The organism is Pseudomonas fulva NBRC 16637 = DSM 17717, from assembly GCF_000730565.1.
Lineage (GTDB): Bacteria > Pseudomonadota > Gammaproteobacteria > Pseudomonadales > Pseudomonadaceae > Aquipseudomonas > Aquipseudomonas fulva.
Genome location: NZ_BBIQ01000018.1, coordinates 20588 through 39364 on the forward strand (window position 1 = coordinate 20588; position 18777 = coordinate 39364).

18 protein-coding genes and 4 tRNA genes are annotated in these 18777 nt (G+C 63.4%); 16 read left to right on the forward strand and 6 right to left on the reverse strand.

The window, feature by feature from the left end:
• Positions 1-66: 66 nt before the first annotated feature.
• The 9 genes from PFU01S_RS16870 to PFU01S_RS16910 all read left to right on the forward strand — a co-directional run bounded on the left by PFU01S_RS16870 (position 67) and on the right by PFU01S_RS16910 (position 6068).
• The gene (locus PFU01S_RS16870) at positions 67-624 is read left to right on the forward strand and encodes a CvpA family protein (RefSeq protein ID WP_028688137.1); all 558 of its coding nucleotides are present in this window, start codon (positions 67-69) and stop codon (positions 622-624) included.
• A 42-nt stretch (positions 625-666) separates the two neighbouring features.
• The gene (gene purF, locus PFU01S_RS16875) at positions 667-2172 is read left to right on the forward strand and encodes an amidophosphoribosyltransferase (protein WP_023535974.1); all 1506 of its coding nucleotides are present in this window, start codon (positions 667-669) and stop codon (positions 2170-2172) included.
• 17 nt (positions 2173-2189) lie between these two features.
• The gene (locus tag PFU01S_RS16880) at positions 2190-3401 is read left to right on the forward strand and encodes an O-succinylhomoserine sulfhydrylase (RefSeq protein WP_027916499.1); all 1212 of its coding nucleotides are present in this window, start codon (positions 2190-2192) and stop codon (positions 3399-3401) included.
• The gene (locus PFU01S_RS16885) at positions 3398-4171 is read left to right on the forward strand and encodes an SDR family oxidoreductase (RefSeq protein ID WP_027916500.1); all 774 of its coding nucleotides are present in this window, start codon (positions 3398-3400) and stop codon (positions 4169-4171) included. Before PFU01S_RS16880 ends, PFU01S_RS16885 begins: the two co-directional genes overlap by 4 nt.
• Before the next feature lie 207 nt (positions 4172-4378).
• Positions 4379-4454, forward strand: a tRNA-Val gene (locus PFU01S_RS16890).
• Between the two features lie 66 nt (positions 4455-4520).
• Positions 4521-4597: transfer RNA gene (locus PFU01S_RS16895), tRNA-Asp, on the forward strand.
• Between the two features lie 98 nt (positions 4598-4695).
• Positions 4696-4772: transfer RNA gene (locus PFU01S_RS16900), tRNA-Asp, on the forward strand.
• A 132-nt stretch (positions 4773-4904) separates the two neighbouring features.
• Positions 4905-4981, forward strand: a tRNA-Asp gene (locus tag PFU01S_RS16905).
• A gap of 196 nt (positions 4982-5177) precedes the next feature.
• The gene (locus tag PFU01S_RS16910; RefSeq protein ID WP_042139716.1) at positions 5178-6068 is read left to right on the forward strand and encodes a DUF2242 domain-containing protein; all 891 of its coding nucleotides are present in this window, start codon (positions 5178-5180) and stop codon (positions 6066-6068) included.
• 49 nt (positions 6069-6117) lie between these two features.
• Here PFU01S_RS16910 and PFU01S_RS16915 read toward each other — a convergent pair whose 3' ends face one another.
• The 4 genes from PFU01S_RS16915 to PFU01S_RS16930 all read right to left on the reverse strand — a co-directional run bounded on the left by PFU01S_RS16915 (position 6118) and on the right by PFU01S_RS16930 (position 10083).
• Positions 6118-6777 carry a 3-oxoacid CoA-transferase subunit B gene (locus PFU01S_RS16915; RefSeq protein WP_028688138.1) on the reverse strand — a complete coding sequence of 220 codons (660 nt, stop codon included), beginning with the start codon at positions 6775-6777 and terminating at the stop codon, positions 6118-6120.
• Between the two features lie 9 nt (positions 6778-6786).
• Positions 6787-7479 carry a 3-oxoacid CoA-transferase subunit A gene (locus PFU01S_RS16920; protein WP_028688139.1) on the reverse strand — a complete coding sequence of 231 codons (693 nt, stop codon included), beginning with the start codon at positions 7477-7479 and terminating at the stop codon, positions 6787-6789.
• 440 nt (positions 7480-7919) lie between these two features.
• The gene (locus PFU01S_RS16925; RefSeq protein WP_028688140.1) at positions 7920-8960 is read right to left on the reverse strand and encodes an AraC family transcriptional regulator; all 1041 of its coding nucleotides are present in this window, start codon (positions 8958-8960) and stop codon (positions 7920-7922) included.
• A gap of 4 nt (positions 8961-8964) precedes the next feature.
• A complete protein-coding gene (locus PFU01S_RS16930) occupies positions 8965-10083 on the reverse strand; it encodes a nitrilase-related carbon-nitrogen hydrolase (protein WP_028688141.1) in 1119 nt (372 codons plus the stop codon).
• Positions 10084-10269: 186 nt separating this feature from the next.
• Here PFU01S_RS16930 and PFU01S_RS16935 point away from each other — a divergent pair, with 186 nt between their 5' ends.
• Together PFU01S_RS16935 and PFU01S_RS16940 are read left to right on the forward strand one after the other, a co-directional pair.
• Complete coding sequence (locus tag PFU01S_RS16935) at positions 10270-12306, forward strand: NADPH-dependent 2,4-dienoyl-CoA reductase (RefSeq protein ID WP_028688142.1); 2037 nt, start codon at positions 10270-10272, stop codon at positions 12304-12306.
• A 42-nt stretch (positions 12307-12348) separates the two neighbouring features.
• Positions 12349-13239 (forward strand): 1-aminocyclopropane-1-carboxylate deaminase/D-cysteine desulfhydrase, encoded by an 891-nt coding sequence (locus tag PFU01S_RS16940; RefSeq protein WP_028688143.1) that lies wholly within the window; start codon positions 12349-12351, stop codon positions 13237-13239.
• On the opposite strand, the gene PFU01S_RS16945 is transcribed toward PFU01S_RS16940, so the two are convergent.
• Complete coding sequence (locus PFU01S_RS16945) at positions 13230-13775, reverse strand: cytochrome b (protein WP_028688144.1); 546 nt, start codon at positions 13773-13775, stop codon at positions 13230-13232. The two genes, PFU01S_RS16940 and PFU01S_RS16945, sit on opposite strands and share 10 nt — an antisense overlap.
• Before the next feature lie 128 nt (positions 13776-13903).
• Positions 13904-14833 carry a DUF1853 family protein gene (locus PFU01S_RS16950; RefSeq protein ID WP_104926003.1) on the reverse strand — a complete coding sequence of 310 codons (930 nt, stop codon included), beginning with the start codon at positions 14831-14833 and terminating at the stop codon, positions 13904-13906.
• A gap of 90 nt (positions 14834-14923) precedes the next feature.
• Here PFU01S_RS16950 and PFU01S_RS16955 point away from each other — a divergent pair, with 90 nt between their 5' ends.
• Genes PFU01S_RS16955 through PFU01S_RS16975 form a run of 5 tightly spaced genes read left to right on the forward strand, consistent with a single transcriptional unit; the run spans position 14924 to position 18770 of the window.
• Positions 14924-15814 (forward strand): NAD(+) kinase, encoded by an 891-nt coding sequence (locus PFU01S_RS16955; RefSeq protein ID WP_027916509.1) that lies wholly within the window; start codon positions 14924-14926, stop codon positions 15812-15814.
• Positions 15814-16785: a metallophosphoesterase gene (locus PFU01S_RS16960; protein WP_027916510.1), complete on the forward strand. Its 972-nt coding sequence runs from the start codon at positions 15814-15816 to the stop codon at positions 16783-16785. Before PFU01S_RS16955 ends, PFU01S_RS16960 begins: the two co-directional genes overlap by 1 nt.
• Complete coding sequence (locus PFU01S_RS16965) at positions 16782-17669, forward strand: rhomboid family intramembrane serine protease (protein WP_028688146.1); 888 nt, start codon at positions 16782-16784, stop codon at positions 17667-17669. The genes PFU01S_RS16960 and PFU01S_RS16965 overlap by 4 nt, the downstream gene beginning before the upstream one ends.
• A 13-nt stretch (positions 17670-17682) precedes the next feature.
• Positions 17683-17943: a YeaC family protein gene (locus PFU01S_RS16970; protein ID WP_023533690.1), complete on the forward strand. Its 261-nt coding sequence runs from the start codon at positions 17683-17685 to the stop codon at positions 17941-17943.
• Positions 17940-18770: a DUF2797 domain-containing protein gene (locus PFU01S_RS16975; RefSeq protein ID WP_027916512.1), complete on the forward strand. Its 831-nt coding sequence runs from the start codon at positions 17940-17942 to the stop codon at positions 18768-18770. Before PFU01S_RS16970 ends, PFU01S_RS16975 begins: the two co-directional genes overlap by 4 nt.
• Positions 18771-18777 lie beyond the last annotated feature (7 nt).

Below are 18777 nucleotides of genomic sequence, written 5' to 3' on the forward strand. Positions count from 1 at the left end.
TTCCGCTTACCCAAGCCCTCGTCGCTCTGGTAAAATCCGCCGCCTCAACGATCTGCAGGCAGCACCGTGGCATTTACCCTGGTTGATTGGGCGATCATCGCGATCATCGCCGTCTCCACACTGATCAGTCTCAAACGCGGCTTCGTCAAGGAAGCCCTGTCCTTGCTCATCTGGATCATTGCCGGTGCGGTGGCGTGGATGTTCGGTGGCTCGCTCTCGGTGTACCTGGAGAGCTATATTCAGACGCCCTCCATGCGTGTGATCGCCGGCTGCGGTATCTTATTTGTCGCCACCTTGCTGGTGGGGGCGATGCTCAACTTTCTCATCGGCGAACTGATCCGTGTTACCGGCCTATCGGGCACCGATCGTTTTCTGGGCATGGTCTTCGGCGCCGCCAGGGGCGGCCTGCTGGTGGTCGTGGCACTCGGGCTGCTGAGCCTGGGGCCGGTTCAACAAGACGCGTGGTGGCAGGAGTCTCGCCTGATCCCACGGTTTCTACTGGTAGCCGACTGGTCCAAAAACCTGGTCGTGGGCTTCACCAGCCAATGGATGTCCAACGGAGCGATCAGCACACCGGCCGATCTTCCGTTCAAGGAGCAGCTGCTCGGGCCGACCCGGCCTTGAGCGCTATTCACTCAAGTTTCATCAAAGTAGGGGTTGCGTCGCATGTGTGGCATCGTCGGTATCGTCGGTAAGTCGAACGTCAATCAGGCGCTGTATGACGCGCTTACGGTCCTCCAGCACCGCGGCCAGGACGCTGCCGGTATCGTGACCAGCCATGACGGCCGGTTGTTCCTGCGCAAGGATAATGGCCTGGTGCGCGATGTGTTCCAGCAGCGCCACATGCAACGCCTGGTGGGGAGCATCGGCATCGGCCATGTGCGCTACCCGACAGCCGGCAGCTCGACCTCCGCCGAGGCCCAGCCGTTCTACGTCAACTCGCCATACGGCATCACCCTGGCTCACAACGGCAACCTCACCAACGTCGAGCAGTTGGCCAAGGAGATCTACGAGTCGGACCTGCGTCACGTCAACACCAACTCCGATTCCGAGGTGCTGCTCAACGTATTCGCTCATGAGCTGGCCGTGCGCGGCAAGCTGCAGCCTACCGAGGAGGACGTGTTCGCCGCGGTCTCCCATGTGCACAGCCGCTGCGTCGGCGGTTACGCCGTCGTTGCCATGATCACGGGCTACGGCATCGTCGGTTTCCGCGACCCCAACGGTATCCGTCCGGTCGTCTTCGGTCAGCGCCACACCGACGAAGGTGTGGAGTACATGATCGCGTCGGAAAGCGTTGCGCTCGACGTGCTCGGGTTCACCCTGATTCGCGACCTGGCGCCAGGTGAAGCGGTGTACATCACCGAAGAAGGCCAGCTGTACACCAAGCAGTGTGCCCAGGCCCCGAAACTGCAACCCTGCATTTTCGAACACGTCTACCTGGCCCGCCCGGACTCGATCATGGACGGTGTCTCGGTGTACAAGGCGCGTCTGCGCATGGGCGAGAAGCTCGCCGACAAGATTCAGCGCGAGCGCCCGGATCATGGCATCGACGTGGTCATCCCTATCCCGGACACCAGCCGCACTGCCGCGCTTGAGTTGGCTAACCACCTGGGCGTGAAATTCCGCGAAGGCTTCGTCAAGAACCGCTACATCGGCCGCACCTTCATCATGCCGGGCCAGGCTGCCCGCAAGAAGTCCGTGCGCCAGAAACTCAATGCCATCGAGCTTGAGTTCCGTGGCAAGAACGTCATGCTGGTTGACGATTCGATCGTGCGCGGCACCACCTGCAAGCAGATCATCCAGATGGCGCGCGAGGCCGGCGCCAAGAATGTCTATTTCTGCTCCGCAGCACCTGCAGTGCGCTACCCCAACGTCTACGGCATCGACATGCCGAGCGCTCACGAACTGATCGCCCACAACCGTACCACCGAGCAGGTGGCCGAGTTGATCGGCGCTGACTGGCTGGTCTATCAGGACCTGCCTGACCTGATCGATTCGGTCGGTGGCGGCAAGATCAAGATCGAGCATTTCGATTGCGCGGTATTCAACGGTGAGTATGTCACTGGCGATATCGATGAAGCCTACCTTGACCGTATCGAGCAGGCCCGCAATGACCTGGCCAAGGTCAAGACCCAGGCAGTCAGCGCAATCATCGACCTCTACAACAACTGATTTCAGGGAGCGATGGCATGACCGATCAATGGGATGCCGGGCGACTGGACAGCGACCTGGAGGGTGTCGGCTTCGACACCCTGGCAGTGCGCGCCGGTCAGTGCCGTTCACCGGAGGCCGAGCACAGCGAAGCGCTGTTCCTGACCTCCAGCTACGTATTCCGTACGGCTGCCGATGCGGCTGCGCGCTTTGCCGGTGAAACCCCAGGCAATGTCTATTCGCGCTATACCAACCCGACCGTACGGGCATTCGAAGAGCGCCTGGCGGCAATGGAAGGTGCCGAGCAGGCCGTGGCCACCTCCACTGGCATGGCGTCGATTCTGGCCGTGGTCATGTCGCTGTGCAGTGCAGGCGATCATGTACTGGTGTCTCAGAGCGTGTTCGGGTCGACCATCAGCCTGTTCGAGAAGTACTTCAAGCGCTTCGGCTTGCAGGTGGACTACGTGCCGTTGGTCGATCTTGCTGGCTGGGAGCAGGCCATCCAGGCCAATACCAAGCTGCTGATCGTCGAGTCGCCTTCCAACCCACTGGCCGAATTGGTCGATATTGCTGCGCTCAGCGAAATCGCCCATGCCCGTGGGGCCATGCTGGTGGTGGACAACTGCTTCAGCACACCGGCCTTGCAGCAACCGCTCAAGCTCGGTGCCGACATCGTCTTCCACTCCGCAACCAAGTTCATCGATGGCCAAGGCCGTTGCATGGGCGGTGCAGTGGCGGGCCGCGCCGAACAGATGAAGGAAGTGGTCGGTTTCCTGCGCACGGCGGGCCCGACGCTCAGCCCCTTCAACGCCTGGGTATTCACCAAGGGCCTGGAGACGCTGCGCCTGCGTATGCGCGCACACTGCGAGAGTGCTCAGGCGCTGGCGCAGTGGCTGGAGCAGCAGGACGGCATCGAAAAAGTGCATTACGCCGGCCTGCCGAGCCATCCGCAGCACGAATTGGCCAAGCGCCAGATGAGTGGCTTCGGCGCTGTAGTGAGCTTTGAGGTCAAGGGCGGCAAGGAAGGGGCCTGGCGCTTCATCGATGCTACCCGGGTCGTCTCGATCACCACCAACCTGGGTGACAGCAAGACCACCATTGCTCACCCGGCCACCACCTCCCATGGCCGCTTGACGCCGCAGGAGCGTGCGGCTGCCGGCATCCGCGACAGCCTGATTCGTGTCGCTGTGGGCTTGGAAGACGTGGCGGATCTACAGGCTGATCTGGCGCGTGGACTGGCGGCATTGTGATCGAAATTGGCCTCAACACGCCCGGCCATAACGGCCGGGTCGCTTTGGTCACCGGTGCCGCGCGCGGTATTGGACTTGGTATTGCCGCCTGGCTGATCTGCGAAGGTTGGCAGGTGGTGCTCAGTGACCTCGACCGCCAGCGGGGGGCGAAAGCGGCCAAGGCACTGGGGGACAATGCCTGGTTCATCACCATGGATGTAGCAGACGAGTCCCAAGTCAGTGCCGGGGTGTCCGAGGTGCTCGGGCAATTCGGCAGGCTTGACGCGCTGGTGTGCAATGCTGCGATTGCCAACCCCCACAGCCAGACGCTTGAAAGCCTGAGCCTGGCTCAATGGAATCGTGTGCTGGCAGTCAATCTCAATGGCCCGATGCTGCTGGCCAAGCACTGTGCGCCTTACCTGCGCGCGCACAATGGCGCCATCGTCAACCTGACGTCCACGCGGGCGCGGCAGTCCGAGCCTGACACTGAAGCTTATGCCGCCAGCAAAGGGGGCCTGGTGGCACTGACCCATGCGCTGGCCATCAGCCTGGGCCCGGAGATTCGTGTCAACGCCGTGAGCCCGGGGTGGATTGATGCCCGAGATCCCTCCCAGCGCCGTGCCGAGCCCTTGAGCGATGCCGACCACGCCCAGCACCCCACCGGTCGCGTGGGCACCGTCGAGGACGTTGCAGCCATGGTCGCCTGGCTGCTGTCCCGGCAGGCAGCGTTCGTGACCGGTCAGGAGTTCGTGGTCGACGGCGGTATGACCCGCAAGATGATCTACACCTGAAGGCCCTCGTGGGCAGGTAGGCAGAGGAGGGACCGCAAGGTCCCTTTTTCATGTCCAGGCTTGGCTTGGGTCTGAATCAGGGTGTGCTCGGCTTTGCACTGGGCACCAGCGACTTGGAAAAAAACTCAACAGGGCTATTGACTTAGCGTCGTCACCTGCGTAAATTTCGCGGCCTCAGCGAAGCAAACGCAACAAGCAACATCGCGAGGGTGATTAGCTCAGCCGGGAGAGCATCTGCCTTACAAGCAGAGGGTCGGCGGTTCGATCCCGTCATCACCCACCACTTCCTGAGATGTTCCTGACGCTCAAGGCTTTGCAAGAAGCTGACAGCCAGAGAGGAATGCACTGCGCAGCGGTAGTTCAGTCGGTTAGAATACCGGCCTGTCACGCCGGGGGTCGCGGGTTCGAGTCCCGTCCGCTGCGCCATTTTGATTAACAGATGGGTGCTTGTCACCGGTCTGAAGCCACAAGGTCGAGCGCCTTGGGCTGACCCAGTTTCAATCGGGCGCAAGCCTGAACGATACGCAGCGGTAGTTCAGTCGGTTAGAATACCGGCCTGTCACGCCGGGGGTCGCGGGTTCGAGTCCCGTCCGCTGCGCCATCTTCGCATCAAGGTCCCTAGAACACCTTGAGGCAACCATGACGAATGGTCATTGAGCCGTTTTTCATGCCTTCCCCCAGGCTGTCTGGTGGGTAGACCCAAGTTTCAATCGGGCGCAAGCCTGAATGATACGCAGCGGTAGTTCAGTCGGTTAGAATACCGGCCTGTCACGCCGGGGGTCGCGGGTTCGAGTCCCGTCCGCTGCGCCATCTTCGCACCAAGGGCCTTTGAACACCTTGGCGCTACGCGAAAGCGACCTTCGGGTCGCTTTTTGCGTTTTTGGCGTTTGCCGTATTGACCTTGCCGCCTGCATGAAACCTTGCGGGTACTTCACCGACCAGCGGTTCCTGTACCTGGCTGCTGTGTTGCACAATAGGCACCTTCTTGAAATACCCGGAACCCTCGATGACAAGATCTTCCGTTTCTGGTGCGCTCGTGCTGGCCGCCCTGTTGGCCGTGTCGAGCGGTTGTGCGTCCAAGAAACCTGCGGTGTACGAGCATGAGAACTTCGACGACTCAGGCACGTTCTCGCGCAGCTTTCCCGTAGGGGATGCCAACTCCTGCGAAGCCGCACGCCGTGCGCTGCTCAGCCAGGGCTATATCATCACCAGCAGCGGCCCTAACCAGGTGGTCGGCAACAAGAGTTTCCAGCAAAACAGCGATAACCACCTGCAGATCAGCTTCAATGTCACGTGTGCGCCCGATGCGAGCGACGAGCAGCACTCGACCATGTTCGCCAACGCCTTGCAGGACCGCTATGCCCTGAAAAAGTCCAATACATCGGCAAGCCTGGGAGTAGGGGTGCTGGGGTCGGTGTCGATGCCGATTGGCTCGAGCGATGACTCCATGGTGAAAGTGGCCAGTGAGACAGTCACCGCCGCGCAGTTTTACGACCGCTACTTCGCGTTGGTGGAAAGTTACCTGCCCAAGACCAAGCCCAAGGCCCAATCCTTGAGCCAGCCCAAAGCTGAACAACCCGCGCCCAAGGCTGAGAAGCCTGCGGTGGAACTGGGCTTGCCGGAGCAGGCTGCGGCAAACCCAGCGCCAGTCCCGGTCGAGGCTGCACCTGCACCTGCACCGGCTGGGCCAGACACTGCGCCCAAGGACGGTGCATCGCCCGCGGCCGTCGCGCCTAGCCAGCAGGCTCTCCAGGCACCTGACAGTGGGGATGAATTGAGCTCGCAGCCCGTTGCGCCCCCGGCCGATGCGGCGCCCATCGAGGTGCAGCCGGCTGAGCCGGCCGTGCCAGCCCCGCAGGATCAAACGGCTACACAGGGCCAGCCCTCTACCCCATGAGGCCGTAAAGCCGGCGCCGCCACGCTTCGGGCGTCAAATCGGCCAGGCGCTAGCGATGTTTGACAGACCGGTCGATCAGCGGTACGCCACTGAGCGCCTGCAGCGTTTGGAAGGTGATGGCCGCGCAAATCTCGACCACTTCGAGCCCTGCCGGCGTTACGTCCAGTACCGCGAGGTCCGTGTAGATGCGGCTCACGCACCCGATGCCCGTCAGAGGGTAGGTGCATTCGCTCACCAATTTGCTTTCGCCGGTTTTGGTCAGGTGGTCCATCATCACGAAGACTTGCCGGGCGCCGGTGGCCAGGTCCATCGCGCCGCCCACCGCGGGGATCGACCCCTCGGCGCCGGTGTGCCAGTTAGCCAGGTCGCCGTTCACCGAAACCTGAAAAGCACCGAGCACAGCGATGTCCAGATGCCCACCGCGCATCATCGAAAATGAATCGGCGTGGTGGAAATAGGCACCACCGGTCAGCAGGGTCACGTGCTGCTTGCCAGCATTGATCAAGTCGTCGTCTTCCTCGCCTGGCGCAGGGCTGGGTCCCATGCCCAGCACTCCATTTTCACTGTGCAGGAACACTTCCTTGTCGCCCAGGTAGTTGGCGACCAGTGTGGGGGCGCCGATGCCCAGGTTGACGTAGGCACCTTCCTCAATGTCGGCTGCAACACGCTGGGCCATGGCGGTACGCGAGAGTCGTTGGTTGATGGTCATGGCCAGGCCTCAGAATGGGTGGGTGGTCTGATGGGCGGCGGCGGGGGCCGCTACCACGCGTTGCACGAAGATGCCCGGCGTGACGATATGCTCCGGGTCCAGCTCACCCAGCGCGACGATCTGGTCGACCTGGACGATGGCGGTCTTGGCAGCCATGGCCATGATCGGCCCGAAGTTGCGGGCGGCCTTGCGGTAGATCAGGTTGCCCCAGCGATCACCCTTGTGAGCCTTGATCAAGGCGAAATCGGCGTGCAACGGCATCTCCAGTACGTACTGGCGGCCGTCGATCTCCCGCGTTTCCTTGCCTTCGGCGAGCAAGGTGCCATAGCCGGTAGGTGAAAAGAAGGCGCCGATGCCAGAGCCTGCTGCGCGAATGCGCTCGGCCAGGTTGCCTTGCGGTACGACCTCCAGCTCGATCTTGCCAGCCCGGTACAGGGCGTCGAAAACGTACGAGTCCGATTGGCGCGGGAACGAACAGATGATCTTGCGCACACGCTCGGCCTTGAGCAATGCAGCAAGGCCAGTGTCGCCGTTGCCAGCATTGTTGCTGATGATGGTCAGGTCGCGTGCACCGGTGGCGATCAACCCGTCGATGAGTTCAGAGGGCATGCCGGCCGTACCGAAACCGCCGATCAGCAGGGTCGAGCCATCGGTGATGCCCGCCACGGCGCTGGCAATGGTTGCGTGGGTCTTGTCGATCAAGGCGTAGCTCCCGTCGATGCTTTTGAAAAAAACGCCACCTGTGCAGTGCTCCATGCTCCGAGCACTGACTGGCGCTTGATGGGGAATGAACGTGAAGCTAGCTTGCCGCAAGCCGAGCCGTGGGCGCAGGGGGCAAGGCAATATCTGGGCGATTACCGAACCCTTGTTGCGAGCGCGGTGGCGTCGGCTGTGTGAGGGGCGAATTGGATTAAACGAACGAGCCGGTCCACAGGTCCATGATCCTGACACGCGAGGGCGCGCTGCGCGAAAAGCATCGTCACGTCACCCTCCTGTCACGTCATCGCGCTAGGGTGCCGATGAACTCAGCAAACCGTATTCGGATAAGGACGCAGGAAGATGGACGACTACCAGGAAGAGCTGCTGGAATTTCAGGCCCACGAGATGGACACGCCTGAACCGGCCGAAGACGCTACCGAACTTTAGTCCCCGCGTCGCTGCGTGCGGCGGTAACCGCCAGGCGTGAGCCCAGTCCAGCGCTTGAACGCGCGCTGGAAAGCCTCTGCCGAAGCGAACCCCAGCAGGTAGGCGATTTCGCCGAAGCTCAACTGGGTGTCGCGGATATAGGTCTCGGCCAGGTCGCGTCGGGTGCCGTTCAACAGGTCACGAAAACGCGTGCCTTCTTCTGCCAGCCTGCGACGCAGCGTCCAGGGCGGAAGTTGGAGCTGCAGGGCAATTTCGTCGAGCTCTGGTTCACGTCCACCGTTTAGCAGCGGCCCTAGCAAATGGGTTATACGCTCGCCTAGGCTGCGCACGCGGGTCAGCTGATCCATGTGCGCCTCGCTCAGGGCCAGCAGTTGGTGCCAGGTGCTGGGGCAATGCCTGGGGTTTGACAATTGCAGCGTGGCGCGGCTCAGGCGCAACTGGTTGCACTCGGCGGCAAAGCGGACCGGCGCGCTGCACAGGGGCTGATAGAGGGCGGCGTAGCTTGGGGCTGCGAACTCGATGTCCATCCGCTCGGCCACCACTGGCGTACCGACCAGGTCGCCCAGCTGGGCCAACCAGCCGGCGAGCAGCGAGTCGACCACAAAGCGGTTGTAGGCGTTGTAGGGGCTGATGGAGTAAAAACGCAGCCAAGCGCCTTCGCCATCTTCGCAGTAAGTGCAATGGCCTCGATAGTTGGACGCGTACAGCGGCTCGAAGCGTAGCAGGGTGCGCGCCGCCTCGCCCAGGGTCGGCGCTTGCCCTGCCGTGACCCCGGCCAGCCCGGTATGGGCCAGCCGGCTCAACTGGCCAATCTGCAAACCCAGTGCAGGCTCGGCGCACAATGCGATGGCGGCGTGGCCCAGGTGCATGTAGCGCGGTATCGACAGGCGCGCATTGGCCTGGGCCAGCCGCGCCGGGTCCAGGCCATAGCGTTCGAGCAAGGGTGCAGGGTCGTGACCCAGCCGTCGAATCGCCTCCGCCAAGGGTTGCACAAAGCCTACCGACAGGTCGCCCAGCCTTACCTGCGGGCGGCTCATGGTGCTAGAGCCATATGTTCAGCAAGCGGGCACCTGGGCTGGGTGGCCCAGCCAACAGGTCGCCGGCTTGCCAGACGAAACCCTGGCCATCGGCGCCGTGCTCCCAGAACTGGCCGCGCATGAAGACGCTCACACTGCTCACCTGGTGACCGATAGGCGCGGTCAGCCGGTGCCAGGCGTCCTGCTCGCTGACTTCGCCACGCTTGACGGCCAAGCGCGTGCTGACAGGCTGATGGCGATTTCCCCGCCAGGGCTCCAGCCAGCTGTGCCTGCCGCTCAGGAAGGCAGGGATGGCCACCAGTTCGACCGACTGGGCCAGCAACTGGTGGTGATTCTCCGGATACCAGCTGTCGCTTCCCACCAATACGCCAAGCCGCCCCGCAGGCGTCTGCAGCACCTGCAGAGGCTGGTCCACACCCGGGTGTATGAACCGCCTGTTCTCGCTGTCCGGATAGTGCTGGGGCTGGGGTTGGCCCAGGATGGTGCCGTCGCCGGCGAACACCACGCTGCTGTTGAACAACGGGCCGCGCCCGGGGTGCAATGCACCCTCGCTGACGTAGGGTTGCGGCAGCACGATCGAGCCGGCTACCAGGGTTACGCCGAATTCCTTGGCCAAGCCGCCGAACACCTGCTGGTAATCGGCGGCCATCTGATCGGCCTTCATGCGCAGATGAGCATCGGCCCGTCGGTCATCGCCCTCGGCCGCGAGCATGGCCCAGCCATAGCGAAGCGGATTGCTCAGTTCGAACCATTGCAGGGCCTCACGCTGGTGGGTCACCTGGTACAACGCGTTCTTCTCGCCGCGTGCCCACAGCCAGGTTCCGATGTGCTCAGGCAATACCACCACGGTGCGAGGCGTGATCAGGCCCAGCGTGCGCGCCTGCTCGAGGTAGGCGGCAAGCTTGCGGTGCAGACGTTGCAGGTCCTGGTAGTCCCCTGGGTACAGCAGCGGCTCGACGCCCAGCAGGTTGCCGTGTTCACCGGGTTGCCCGTGGTTGACTGCCAGCTTGATGCGCAGGTCGGACAGGTAGTGCCCCTGCGGGCGCTGTTGGGTCCAGAAGGCATAACCACACAAGGCGGCGATCACCACCAGCAGCAGGGCAGTTGTCAGGAGTTTTTTCATGAAACAGTAGAAGGCAATGGGCATGAGGGAGCCCTAGGGTAGACGCGCTGTTCGTGATGATCAATAACTTGTCAGTTCCGGTCATTGAGCCGGTTCAAACGGCTGTTTACTGTCTGCTTCATATAACGACAAGGCCGCCTTTAGGCCAGATGCCCGTTTACCGTGATCACCTTGGGAATCCGAACCATGACAGACACCCCTTACCCGCACCTGCTGGCCCCGCTGGACCTGGGCTTCACCACGTTGCGTAACCGTACCCTGATGGGCTCCATGCACACGGGTCTTGAGGAACGTCCTGGCGGGTTCGAGCGCATGGCTGCCTATTTTGCCGAACGGGCGCAGGGCGGCGTAGGGCTGATGGTCACAGGCGGCATTGCACCCAATGACGAGGGCGGTGTGTACGCAGGCGCCGCCAAACTCAGCACCGATGCCGAAGCCGAGCAGCACCGCATCGTCACCGAAGCAGTGCACGCCGCCGGTGGCAAGATTTGCCTGCAGATCCTGCATGCCGGGCGCTATGCCTACAGCCCGCGTCAAGTGGCGCCAAGCGCCATTCAAGCGCCGATCAACCCGTTCAAGCCCCGGGAACTGGACGAGGCGGGAATCGAAAAACAGATTGCCGACTTCGCCCACTGCGCGCTGCTTGCGCAAAAGGCAGGTTACGACGGCGTCGAGGTCATGGGCTCGGAAGGCTATTTCATCAACCAGTTCCTCGCCGCCCACACCAACCACCGCACCGACCGTTGGGGTGGCAGCTACGAAAATCGCATGCGCCTGGCCGTGGAAATCGTCAGCCGGGTGCGCGGCGCGGTGGGCCCGAATTTCATCATCATCTTCCGCCTTTCGATGCTCGACCTGGTCGAGGGCGGCAGCTCCTGGGACGAGATCGAGACCCTGGCCAAGGCCATCGAGCGGGCGGGGGCCACGTTGATCAACACGGGTATTGGCTGGCACGAGGCGCGCATTCCCACCATCGCCACCAAGGTGCCGCGGGCAGCCTTCAGCAAGGTCACCGCCAAGTTGCGTGGAGTAGTGGGTATTCCTTTGATCACCACCAACCGTATCAATACCCCAGAAGTGGCCGAGGCGGTGCTGGCCGAAGGGGATGCGGACATGGTGTCCATGGCCCGGCCGTTTCTGGCCGATCCTGCCTTCGTCAACAAGGCTGCCGCCGGGCGTGCTGATGAAATCAATACCTGCATCGGCTGCAACCAGGCGTGCCTGGACCATACGTTCGGCGGCAAGCTGACCAGCTGCCTGGTAAACCCACGGGCCTGCCATGAAACCGAACTCAACTACCTGCCCGTGCGCATGGCCAAGCGCATTGCCGTCGTGGGTGCCGGCCCAGCAGGCCTTGCCGCTGCAACAGTGGCCGCTGAACGTGGCCATGTGGTGACCTTGTTCGAATCGGCCAGCGAAATTGGCGGCCAGTTCAATGTTGCCAAGCGCGTGCCAGGCAAGGAGGAATTCAACGAGACCCTGCGGTATTTTCGCAACAAGCTACGCACCACGGGCGTTGACGTACGCTTGAACACGCGCGTCGACGTGCCAGCGCTGGTGGCCGGCGGCTATGACGAAATCATCCTCGCTACTGGCATTCTGCCCCGCGCGCCGGCGATCCCGGGGATTGGGCACCCCAAGGTGCTCAGCTACCTGGATGTGCTGCTTGAGCGTAAGCCTGTGGGCAAGACAGTGGCTGTGATCGGCGCCGGGGGCATCGGTTTCGATGTATCCGAATACCTGGTGCATCAGGGCGTATCCACCAGCCTGGACCGCGAAGCATTCTGGAAGGAGTGGGGTATCGATACCCACCTCCAGGCGCGCGGTGGTGTGGCGGGTATCACGCCACAGCCCCACGCACCCGCCCGGCAGGTGTACTTGATGCAGCGCAAGACATCCAAGGTAGGGGATGGCTTGGGCAAGACCACTGGCTGGATCCACCGCACCGGGTTGAAGAACAAGCAGGTGAAGATGCTCAATGGCGTCGAGTACCTGGCCATTGATGACGCGGGCCTGCATGTGCGAATTGGCGGCGGCGAGCCGCAGGTGCTGGCGGTGGACAACGTGGTGATCTGCGCAGGCCAGGACCCGCTGCGCGAATTGCAGGACGGTCTGGTGGCTGCGCGGCAGTCGGTACACTTGATCGGCGGTGCTGACGTGGCGGCAGAGCTCGATGCCAAGCGGGCGATCGATCAGGGATCGAGGTTGGCGGCGCAGCTTTGATTCACGGCCCACACCAGTGGCTGTGCTGATAGACTGGCGCCCATGCCTGTCGAACTCCCCCTGGCCCCTCTGCAACGCCTGACATTGCCCTGGCTGGCGAGGGGGCAGGTCGAGACCGCCATCCTGCGCCTTGACCTGATCGACCCTCTGATCAGCGGCAACAAGTGGTTCAAGCTTCGCCATCACCTTGAGCAGGCGCTCGATGCCAAGGCCCCTGGCCTGGTGAGCCTGGGCGGCAACCATTCCAACCACCTTCATGCTCTGGCCGCTGCCGGCAAGCGGTTGGGCCTGGCCACGGCCGGCCTGCTGCGGGGGCACCCGTGCCAAACACCCACCGTGCAGGACTTGCAGGCAATGGGCATGCAACTGCACTGGCTGGGTTACGAGGGCTACCGACAACGTAACGAGGTGGGGTTCTGGACGCCCTGGCACGCGCGCTATCCCGGCTGGCACTGCATCCCCGAAGGGGGAGGCGGGCAGGCCGGCGCCCAGGGGTGCGCGTCGATCGTGACCCACCTGCACGCGCAGCTTGCGACACTGGGCTGGCCGGACTATGACGCCTGGTGGCTGGCCGCGGGCACCGGCACCACGCTTGCAGGCCTGGTGCTGGCCGAGTCAGGGGCCCATGCCGTGCATGGGGCGTTGGCCGTACCCGACCACTATGGCGTGGCCGAGACCGTGGTGGCACTTGCCGGCACCCAGGGTTACCGCCTGCACAGTGCCAGCCGGGGCGGCTTCGGCAAGTTCGACGAACAACTGCTGGCCTTCATTGCCGACTGCGAGCAGCAGGCCGGGATCCCTTTCGAGGCGCTCTATACCGGCAAGGCATTGCTCGCGCTCAAGGCTCAGGTCGAAGCCGGATTGTTCGCGCCCGGCACTCGCTTGGTGTTCGTCCATACCGGCGGTTTGCAGGGCCGTCGGGGTTACTTGTAAGGCAGCATGCGCAGCAACGTATTGTCGCGTTTGACATAGTGATGATAAAGGCCGGCCAGCGCATGCAGGCCGATCAGCCAGTAGCCCCAGGTACCCACACGCTCATGCCAGCCCTTGATGAACTTGGCCAGGTCTACGTCAGGGCCGATCAGGTGCGGCAGCTCAAGGCCATAGAACGGTATCGGTTTGTCGGCGGCGCTGAGGATCAGCCAGCCGGCCAGCGGCATGCCGATCATCAGCAGGTACAGCAGCAGGTGAACCAGATGGGCCAGGCCGGTTTGCCAGGCAGGGGGTTTGGGTGAGATGGGAGGCGCGCGATGGACCACGCGCATGGCCAGGCGCAGCCATACCAGCACGAACACGCTCAGGCCCAACATGAAATGCAGGTCTTTCATCAGGTTGCGCTCTGCGCTGTCGCGCGGGAAGATCCCGCGAAACTCGATACAGGCATAAACGGCGGCCAGCAGCACCAGCATCAGCCAGTGCAGGACAATGGACACGCGCGCGTAATGGGGCGCTGGGGTGCTCGAAACCATGGTTGATCCTCATCGGTCGGTGGGGCAGCGCTCTTGGTGGCGCTCAGGTCCAGTTTACGGGTTACCCGGGCTGCATCATTGCTCCAGGTCGGTGAAAAATATGTTGCCGCCTATGGGAGGATCTGCGGTCAGAGAGCCAGCGCGCCTGGCCACTGATCGGCAACCAGGAACACCCGCTCTACCTCTTGCCAGCTGCCGTCCTGCTGCCGTTGCATGTTGACGAGCAACTGCGCAGGCGCATCGGGCGCCAGCAGGTGCAGCCACGCGGCGAACTGAGCAGCGCTCCAGACCTCGCAGGCCGCACACCGTGCGGGGGCCAGCCAAGCGCTGCGCGCCAGCGGTTGCCAATGCCCGTCTGGTGCGCTGATCCAGTCCTTGCGATGCAACCACCGGCCACGCAAGTGCTGGGGGTGGACGCCCTGCGGCGCCTGGCTCGCGGCCAGCGTCGGGTAGAACAGGTAGCCCCCCATCCACATGCTGGCCTGCACCGTAGGCAGGTCGAGCCGCTCGAGGGCGGTACGGCCCTGGGTGCTGGCTGACATGGGCAACTGGTGGCGGCGGGTGTGTTCCAGCTTGGCTTGCAGGCGATCGTGGCAGCCAGGCCCCAGCCAGCCCCCAGGGTCGGTACCGAAGCGCTCAGGGCCCAGGTACAGCTTGATGGCCAGTTCCAGGTGATGCACCCCATCGCGATCACGCAGCACCACATCCAGCTCGCCCAAGGTCCGGCCGTCTTCGCGGATAGCCAGGTTGGCCGCCAACAGTTCGACGCCGGGCGCCTGTTGCAAGGCAAACTGCCACAGGCGTTCGTAATACAGCCCGAGGCGGCGGCTGCCAAGGCCCTTGAGCCAGTGCTGCAAGGGCGTGTCATCGGCGTCCAGCCCGTGCAGCCAGGCCTGTAACGCCTGCGGCCGCTCCACCCAGAGGCTGCCTGCCAGCGGGTGGCGCTGGGGGCAGCCTGCGTTCTCCAGCAGCGGCGGCGAGAGCAGGGTCCAGGCAAGGTCACGCACCGCGGGGCGCTGGAACAGCCGGGGCAGGTGCACGAGCGAAGGAAATGGCATCATCCTGCGAGCATAGCCGGTTTGCCGCTGCTTCGTGGTTCGCCCATAATCGCTGCATCGTCACCCGTCGCAGAGCCTTGCAGGAGCCCCATGGAGCAATTTCGCAATATCGGTATCATCGGTCGTCTCGGCAGCTCGCAGGTGCTGGACACCATCCGCCGACTGAAAAAATTCCTCCTCGAGCGCCACTTGCATGTGATCCTCGAAGACACCATCGGTGAAGTCCTGCCCGGCCACGGGCTGCAGACTTCCACCCGCAAGCTGCTGGGCGAGGTCTGTGACCTGGTCATCGTGGTCGGCGGCGACGGCAGCCTGCTGGGCGCTGCGCGTGCCCTGGCGCGTCACAATATCCCGGTACTGGGCATCAATCGGGGCAACCTGGGCTTTCTCACTGACATCCGTCCGGATGAACTGGAAGAGAAAGTCTCCGAGGTGCTCGAGGGTCACTACCTGGTCGAGAACCGTTTCCTGCTGCAAGCCGAAGTGCGCCGTCATCAGGAGGCGATCGGCCAGGGCGATGCGCTCAACGACGTGGTCCTGCACCCCGGCAAGTCCACCCGCATGATCGAATTCGAGATCTACATCGACGGCCAGTTCGTCTGCAGCCAGAAGGCCGACGGCCTGATCGTCGCCACCCCGACCGGCTCCACCGCCTACGCATTGTCCGCAGGTGGCCCGATCATGCACCCCAAGCTCGATGCAATCGTCATCGTGCCCATGTACCCGCACACCTTGTCAGGGCGGCCGATCGTCGTCGATGGCAACAGCGAACTGAAGATCGTGGTGGCCAAGGACCTGCAGATCTACCCGCAGGTGTCGTGTGACGGTCAGAACCACTTCACCTGTGCACCCGGTGACACCATCACGGTGAGCAAGAAGCCCCAGAAGCTGCGCCTGATCCACCCGCTGGACCACAACTACTACGAAGTCTGCCGCACGAAGCTTGGCTGGGGCAGCCGCCTGGGGGGCAGGGACGACTGATGCTGGATCCGGCGCGCAGTTTCGACATCATCGGTGACGTTCACGGCTGTGCCTTGACCCTCGAGCGTTTGCTCGACGCCCTCGGTTACCAGCGCATTGCCGGCGTCTGGCGCCACCCTCGGCGCCAGGCGCTGTTTTTGGGCGATATCGTGGACCGCGGCCCGCGTATCCGCGAAGCCCTGCACATCGTTCACGACATGGTCGCCGCCGGGCAGGCGCACTGCATCATGGGCAATCACGAATACAGCGCCCTAGGGTGGGTGACGCCGGCACTGCCGGGCAGTGGCAAGGCCTTCGTGCGCGAACACACCCCTCGCCACGCCAGGCTCATCGACGAAACCCTCACCCAGTTCGCCCATCACCCTGCGGACTGGCAGGCGTTTCTCGACTGGTTCCAGACGCTACCCCTGTTCATCGATGCCGGTCGCTTTCGCCTCGTACACGCCTGCTGGGATGCACGCCTGATCGAGCCTCTGCGTCGCCAGTACCCCGACGGGCGCGTCGACCGCCACTTCGTCCAGGCGTCGGCGGTGAGCGGCAGCTTTGCCGCCAACGTCTGCAACCGCCTGCTGCGCGGCACCGACATGCGCTTGCCCGATGGCCTCACCCTGACCGGTGGCGATGGCCTGACCCGCGCCTTCTTCCGCACCAAGTTCTGGGAAGACGACCCGCAGACCTACGGGGACATCGTCTTCCAGCCCGATGCGCTGCCAGCGGAGGTGGCCAACACACCGCTGAGCCACAGCCAGAAGAGCGCGTTGCTGCGCTACGCCGAGGACGAGCCCATGCTGTTCGTTGGCCATTACTGGCGCAGCGGCCGGCCCGCCCCGATTCGCAGCAACCTGGCCTGCCTGGACTACAGCGCCGTGTTGTACGGCAAGCTGGTCGCCTACAGGCTGGACGATGAAACCCGTATCGACCCCCGCAAGTTCGTCTGGGTGGATGTCGACCGACCACAGGCTAGCCAATGAACATTATCCAAGTGATGCGCCTGCCGCTGACGGTGGACCTCAGCGGTTTCGTGCAGATGCTGCAACGCTTGCAGGTACCGCACCGGGTCAGCGAGGAGGGCGAGGACCAGGTACTCTGGGCGCCTGATACCCTGGCCGACGAGGTGTTGCACCTCTACCAGCGCTACCCCGATGGCAACGCCGACCTGCAGGCCGAGCCTGACCCCGCGTTGCCCGACCAGCAGGTGCAAGAGGTGCCACAGCCGTCGCTGCTGGCCCAGGCAAAGGCTTGCAAGGTCACTGCCCTGACGCTGCTGCTGACCTTCATGGTCGCTGGGCTCACGGGCTTGGGCGACAACTTCACCACCATCAGCTGGTTCACGTTTCTCGATTTTCACGTGCAGGGCGATTACCTGTACTTCGCGCCCCTGGCCGAGGGCCTGGCGCACGGGCAATGGTGGCGGCTGGTCTCGCCCATGCTGCTTCATTTCGGCGCGCTGCACCTGGCCATGAACAGCCTGTGGTTCTGGGAGCTGGGCAAGCGCATCGAACTGCGCCAGGGCCCGTGGACGTTGCTGGGGCTCACCCTGCTGTTCAGCCTGGTATCGAACCTGGCCCAACACTACACCACGGGGCCTGGCCTGTTCGGTGGGCTTTCAGGCGTGCTTTATGGCCTGCTCGGGCACATCTGGCTGTATCAATGGCGGGCGCCAAACCCGCACTTCAACCTGCCCAAGGGCGTGCTGGTGATGATGCTCCTCTGGCTGGTGGTGTGCCTGACCGGCGTCGTCGGCACCCTGGGCCTGGGCCAGATCGCCAACGCCGCGCACGTCGGCGGGTTGCTCATCGGATGCCTGACCGGGCTCTTGGGTGGGGCGCTCGCCCGGCGTAAACTGTCGGCTTGAATCAGGAGACAACATGTCCACTTTCGCGCAAATGATCGAAAACATCACCCCGGAAATCTACGAGAGCCTGAAACTGGCCGTGGAAATCGGCAAATGGTCGGACGGCCGCAAGCTGACTGCCGAGCAGAAAGAGCTGTCCCTGCAAGCGGTCATCGCCTGGGAGATGAAAAACCTGCCCGAGGACCAGCGCACCGGTTACATGGGCCCGCAGGAATGTGCGTCCAAGTCCGCCCCCGTTCCCAACATCCTGTTCAAGTCGGACTCGGTACATTGATCGAACTCGCTCGTGGCTCGTTGAGCAAAATGGCCGTCAGCCTGGCGGCCCCCGTGGTGCAATACAGCTTTCGCCTAGGCGATACCCTGGTGCCAGTCAACCCGCTGATCGGCAAGCCGCTGCGCCTGCACTACCTGGGCGCCATCCACTGCAGCCACTGCGGCAAGCGCACCAAGAGCAGCTACAGCCAGGGTTACTGCTACCCCTGCATGACCAAGCTGGCCCAGTGCGACATGTGCATCATGGCCCCGGAGCGCTGCCACTACGACGCAGGCACCTGCCGCGATCCGTCCTGGGGCGAGCAGTTCTGCATGACCGACCACGTGGTCTACCTGGCCAACTCCTCCGGTATCAAGGTCGGTATCACCCGCGCCACCCAGTTGCCCACCCGCTGGCTCGACCAAGGTGCCAGCCAGGCCTTGCCTATCCTCAGGGTGGCCACCCGGCAGCAGTCCGGGCTGGTCGAAGACCTGCTGCGCAGTCAGGTGCCGGACCGCACCAATTGGCGCGCCCTGCTCAAGGGTGACGCCGCGCTGCTTGATCTGCCGGCCTTGCGCGATCAGGTGCTGGAGGCGTGTGCCGAAGGGCTTGGCCAGCTGCAGGCGCGCTTCGGCCTGCAGGCGATTCAGCCCCTGACCGACGCCGAGGTCGTGCACATGACGTACCCGGTCCAGGCTTACCCCACCAAGGTGGTCAGCTTCAACCTGGACAAGACCCCGATCGTGGAGGGCACGCTGCTGGGCATCAAGGGCCAGTACCTGATCTTCGACACCGGTGTGATCAATATTCGCAAGTACACGGCCTACCAGTTGGCCGTGCTCCAGTAAAAGGGAC